Annotated in this window: 6 protein-coding genes; 1 reads left to right on the top strand and 5 read right to left on the bottom strand. The window is 58.3% G+C overall.

Features of this window, described 5'->3' with window-relative positions; all coding sequences use genetic code 11:
• Positions 1–1,206 (top strand): acyl-CoA dehydrogenase C-terminal domain-containing protein (locus B2W52_RS06280; RefSeq protein WP_286801983.1); only part of this gene is annotated, 1,206 nt, incomplete at its 5' end.
• An 89-nt stretch (positions 1,207–1,295) separates the two neighbouring features.
• Here the strand turns inward: B2W52_RS06280 and B2W52_RS06275 are convergent.
• The 5 genes from B2W52_RS06275 to B2W52_RS06255 form a co-directional block, all read right to left on the bottom strand.
• Positions 1,296–1,931: an endonuclease gene (locus B2W52_RS06275; protein WP_008170100.1), complete on the bottom strand. Its 636-nt coding sequence runs from the start codon at positions 1,929–1,931 to the stop codon at positions 1,296–1,298.
• A gap of 187 nt (positions 1,932–2,118) precedes the next feature.
• Complete coding sequence (locus B2W52_RS06270; RefSeq protein WP_008170101.1) at positions 2,119–2,382, bottom strand: hypothetical protein; 264 nt, start codon at positions 2,380–2,382, stop codon at positions 2,119–2,121.
• A 110-nt stretch (positions 2,383–2,492) separates the two neighbouring features.
• Positions 2,493–3,500: a DNA polymerase III subunit delta gene (gene holA, locus B2W52_RS06265; RefSeq protein ID WP_273070414.1), complete on the bottom strand. Its 1,008-nt coding sequence runs from the start codon at positions 3,498–3,500 to the stop codon at positions 2,493–2,495.
• Positions 3,497–4,084, bottom strand: coding sequence for an LPS-assembly lipoprotein LptE (locus B2W52_RS06260; protein WP_273070416.1), 588 nt, complete (start codon positions 4,082–4,084; stop codon positions 3,497–3,499). Before B2W52_RS06260 ends, holA begins: the two co-directional genes overlap by 4 nt.
• Before the next feature lies 1 nt (position 4,085).
• Positions 4,086–4,717 (bottom strand): class I tRNA ligase family protein (locus tag B2W52_RS06255; RefSeq protein WP_286801977.1); only part of this gene is annotated, 632 nt, incomplete at its 5' end.

Raw genomic sequence — 4,717 nt, 5'->3', positions numbered from 1 at the left:
AAGATCTTCATCACCTGGGGCGAGCACGACATGGCGGAGAACATCATCCACCTGGTGCTGGCCAAGCTTCCGGACGCACCGAAAGGCCCGAAGGGTATTTCCCTGTTCCTGGTGCCCAAGTTCCTGGTGAATGACGATGGTTCCCTGGGTGAGCGTAACAGCTTCAGCTGTGGTTCCATCGAGAAGAAGATGGGCATCAAGGGCTCTGCGACCTGCGTCATGAACTTTGATGGCGCCAAAGGCTGGCTCGTCGGCGAGGAGAACAAGGGCCTGGCGGCCATGTTCACCATGATGAACTATGAGCGTCTCGGGGTTGGCATTCAGGGTATCGGTGCTGCCGAGGCGTCACTGCAAAGTGCCCGGGACTATGCCCTCGACCGCACCCAGAGCCGTGCGCCTACGGGTGCCCAGCAGCCCGAGAAGGCGGCTGATCCGATTCTGGTACACCCGGATGTCCGTCGCATGCTGCTGACCATGAAAGGCTATGTGGAGGGCGGTCGTGCTTTCTCAACCTACGTGGCCCAGTGGCTGGATATCGCCAAGTATGCCGAGGACGACGAGCGGCGCAAGCACGCCGAGGGCATGGTGGCGCTGCTGACACCGGTGGCCAAGGCTTTCCTGACCGATCGCGGCCTGGATGCCTGCATCATGGGCCAGCAGGTTTTCGGTGGCCATGGCTTCATCCGTGAGTGGGGTCAGGAGCAACTGGTTCGTGACTGCCGCATTACCCAGATCTACGAAGGAACCAATGGTATCCAGGCGCTGGACCTGATGGGCCGGAAGGTGGTCGGTACCCAGGGTAAGCTCTACGAACTGTTTGCCCAGGATGTCGCGAGCTTCCTTGAAGAGAACAGTGGTGACGAGCACCTGCGCCCGTTCCTCGAGCCTCTTGCGGCAGCGGTTGAGCGCCTTGACGATGTAACCGAGCACGTGATCAAACAGGCTGGCGATAACCCGAATGCCATTGGGGCAGCGTCTGTGGACTATCTGGATCTGTTTGGCCTGACCGCTCTGGGTTATATGTGGGCGAAGATCGTCAAAGCGGCTGCGCCCCAGGCGGATTCAGATACCTCCGGATTCTACAGCGGTAAACTGAAGACCGCGCGCTTCTACTTTGACCGCCTGCTGCCCAAGACCGTTTCACTGGCTGAAGGTATTCGCAGCGGCAGCGACTCCATGATGGCGCTGACGGCTGAAGAGTTCTGATTAGCCAGCAAGACTCAGGCACAAAAAAACAGGCCCTCGGGCCTGTTTTTTTATGGTTAATTGGTCAGCAGGGCAAGCTTCCCGGACTCTCAGAGTCGCTCCATTCTCTCCGGGTTGGTAATAAAGGGATTGGCACTACCCTGGATTTCGACAATGCGCCCGTGACGGGTCAGCTCGCTATCATCCGGCGGGTCCAGCCTGTTCCAGCCCTTGAACACCGCCGAGGAGCCAAGCCAGGGCAAATCATAGGTGTCCACCATGTAGGCCACCGTGCGCGCCACATCTCCCTTTACCCGCCCCGGGGGCTCAAAGAACTGGGCGCTCTGGCGAATGCCGCATTCGTCTTCGCTTACTGACGAGCCCAGGTCCTCGTAACGAGCGTTTCGCCGGCCCATCTCGGTCCGGCTGCGCACCGGTACCATGTTGTGCATGTCAGACGCGATCTGACGGTAGCGGTTATCCTGTTCACATTGACGCGAGGTGCCACAGTCGAGTGCGCTGCGGACATCGGCCAATGGATAGACATAACCGTCCGTCAGAACGAATCCTTTGCTTGTAAAGGCGGTGTTGCAGAAGAAGGAATTGCCGCCACTGGCGTAAAGGTCACCCCAGAAGTGATCGGTAACAACGGTTTTTGGATCACTGAACCGGGTATTCTGGCCAATCACGAGGGTAGTGGTGAGCAATAGGCCAAGTGCTGTGGGTATCAGTAAGAATCTTTTCATACGCCTTTTATACCTCGCAGTGTGTTCAAGCACCCTGTCAATTCGGGCCTCACTGGTCAGGATCTGATCAAGCGGGTCAAAACTATGACGCTTTGTTCACGGATACTGTGAAGTATGGCACAGAGGCTCCAAACCACGGAGCCTCCAGGCTAGAAATTTGTGGCGTAATGTTAACGGGTTAACAGTATTACTTCAGTTTGTTGCGGATGTTCTGGTAACCGGTTTTCAGGTCTTCGCCAAGTTTTGATGCGGTCTGACGAGCTTCCTGGGACGCGTTCTCGGCATCGTGCAGAACTTCATCGATCTTGCTTCTGAAACGATCCCAATCCTGTTCGAGATCCTCCCATTCGTCCTTAACGTCTTCACGGGCCAGATGCATCTGGACGCGCGCCTCATCCCGGTATTGTTTCACTTTTTCCGACAGCTTCTTGAGTTCTTCTTGAAGACTCATATCAAGCACCTCCTTGGATTGTTGGTGTGCTTACAATGCGCCCGATCGTAAAAAACTGTCAAGGGGCAGCCATGTCAGAAAGTGACAAGGAGGAAAGAGTTTGATGCAGGTCAGGAACGGGCTGCGAGCAGGGCAGACATGTCCCGGAGATAATGCCATGGAGTCAGCGGATCGAAACCTTTGGCGGCCCGGTCAATCTGGCTGCACAGGGCGATCGCGTTGTTGAGCTGGGAACGGTTCAGCCGGCGGGCGGCCTGTTCCAGGGCCCGTGCTCTTTGAGGTTGGAAAACGCCGCGTTTTTTCAGGAAGGCAGCCGGATTCTCGGACTGGCCGGCCGAGGACTTCAGCTCGAGCAGCAGGTTCAGGTCGCGGCTGAGAACCGTCAAAAGGCCAAGCGGGTTCTCTCCCTCCTGTTGCAGGACAGTAATCATCTTGCCAGCGTGGGGTGCCCGGCCACTGATCAACTCGGTTACCAGTTCAAAGCCATTGAACCGGGAGCTGTCCTGGACTGCCTGCTCAACGGTTTCCTCGTCGATGGTATTGCCGTTTGCCAGCAGCGACAGCCTGTCGAGCTCCTGACTGGCAGCAAGCAGGTTACCTTCCAGACGTTCGCTCATGATGGCCAGTGCGCCCCGGGTCAGACTCAGACCCCGGTTGCTGGCCCGCTGCTGCAGCCAGCCCTGGAATTTGTCGGCATCGACGGGCCACACCGGCACGTGTACGCCTTTTCCCTGGAGCTCCTTGTACCATTTGCGGCGGGTTTCCGCCGCGTCCAGGCGGGCGCTGATCAGCAGCAGGATGATATCTTCGGGAGGATCAGCCAGCACTCGTTCCAGTACTGCACGGCCGTCACCCAGCTTGCCGGTTGGCAGATGAATCTCGATGCGCCGTTTCTCCGCGAACAACGACATGGCACTGAACTCTTCCGCAACGGCGTTCCAGTCCAGTTGTTGGTCAGCATGGAAGGTCAGACGGTCGTGAAAGCCCGCGTCTTTCGCGGCCTTTCGAATCTGGTCACAGCATTCCTGGACCAGCAGCGGCTCATCCCCGGAGATAAGATAAACCGGAGAAAGGCCCTTTTTCAGTAATTGGGATAGCTGTCCCGGGTTGGTCTTCATGGCTTGCCTGTGGCTGAGGCGTCGGCTTCCCGGTTGCGCTGGTGTTCTGTCCGAATGGCTTCAATCCTCTCCCGAGTCAGCGGAGCCAGCCGGAATATAACCTGTTGCGCAAGGCGATCATCCATTTGCTGGCGCAGCGTTTCCTCTTCCCGCTGTTTCGCCAACACGTTGGTTTCATCGTACCGGTAACTTTCGCTGGTTGACAGGCGCGTTGTGGCTACCATCGGAACCTGGTCGGCGCTGATAACCTCAAGATCCACGGAGTGACGCAGGATGTACTCTGCAGCGCCGGCCTGGGCGGTAATGGCGGACGCGCGACGGTCCCGTTCAAAGTTTCTCAGGCGCAGGATATAGTCCGCTTCTGCCACCGGTACGAGCCTGACATCACCAAGGCTGAGCTGTTCCCGTATTGACTGGCACAGCGTGCCGGGAATCTGTGATGAACAGTCCACCGCTAAGGGCTCGAGGGCCGCAGAAACCGGTGGTGCTCCCCGCAACTGGAATCCGCACCCCGCAAGAAGCGCCGCCATAACAGCGGCAGACATCAGGCGTGGGGCGGATCTCAGGGCAGCGTAGCGGGACATATCAGTTGGCCACCACGTTCACCAGCTTGCCGGGAACCACGATAACCTTGCGCACCGTTGCCCCTTCGGTAAAGCGCATGACGTTCTCGTTCTCCAAAGCCAGTTTCTCCAGATCGGCCTTGGTGATGTCGGCAGGCACATCCTCCTTGGCCCGCACCTTGCCATTGACCTGCAGGACCACCTGGATCTGGCTGCGAACCATGGCGGACTCATCCGCTTTGGGCCAGGCCGCATCGACGACCGGCTCTTCGTGACCCAACGCCTGCCATAAGGTGTGGCAGATGTGCGGAACGATCGGCGACAGCACGAGTACTGCTGTGTCCAGGGCTTCCTGGCGGACCGCCCGGGTCTGGGGTTCGTCACCCTGGAGTTTGCCAACATCGTTGAGCAGCTCCATCACGGCGGCAATGGCTGTATTGAACGTCAGACGACGACTGATATCGTCACTGACCTTGGCAATGGTCTCGTGAGTCTTGCGACGAAGATTCTTCTGCGCATCGTTCAGCGCCGATGCTTCCACAGCCGGCGCATCGCCAGCCGCGGCATGTTCGTTCACCAGGCGCCAGAGACGCTTGAGGAACCGGTGCGCCCCTTCGACACCGCTGTCAGACCACTCCAGGGATTGCTCCGGGG

The sequence above is a fragment of the Marinobacter sp. UBA2498 genome (genome assembly GCF_002341575.1).
Classification (GTDB): domain Bacteria; phylum Pseudomonadota; class Gammaproteobacteria; order Pseudomonadales; family Oleiphilaceae; genus Marinobacter; species Marinobacter manganoxydans.
The sequence above is the reverse complement of the archived record's forward strand: the minus strand, read 5'-3'. Positions and strand labels throughout refer to the sequence as shown.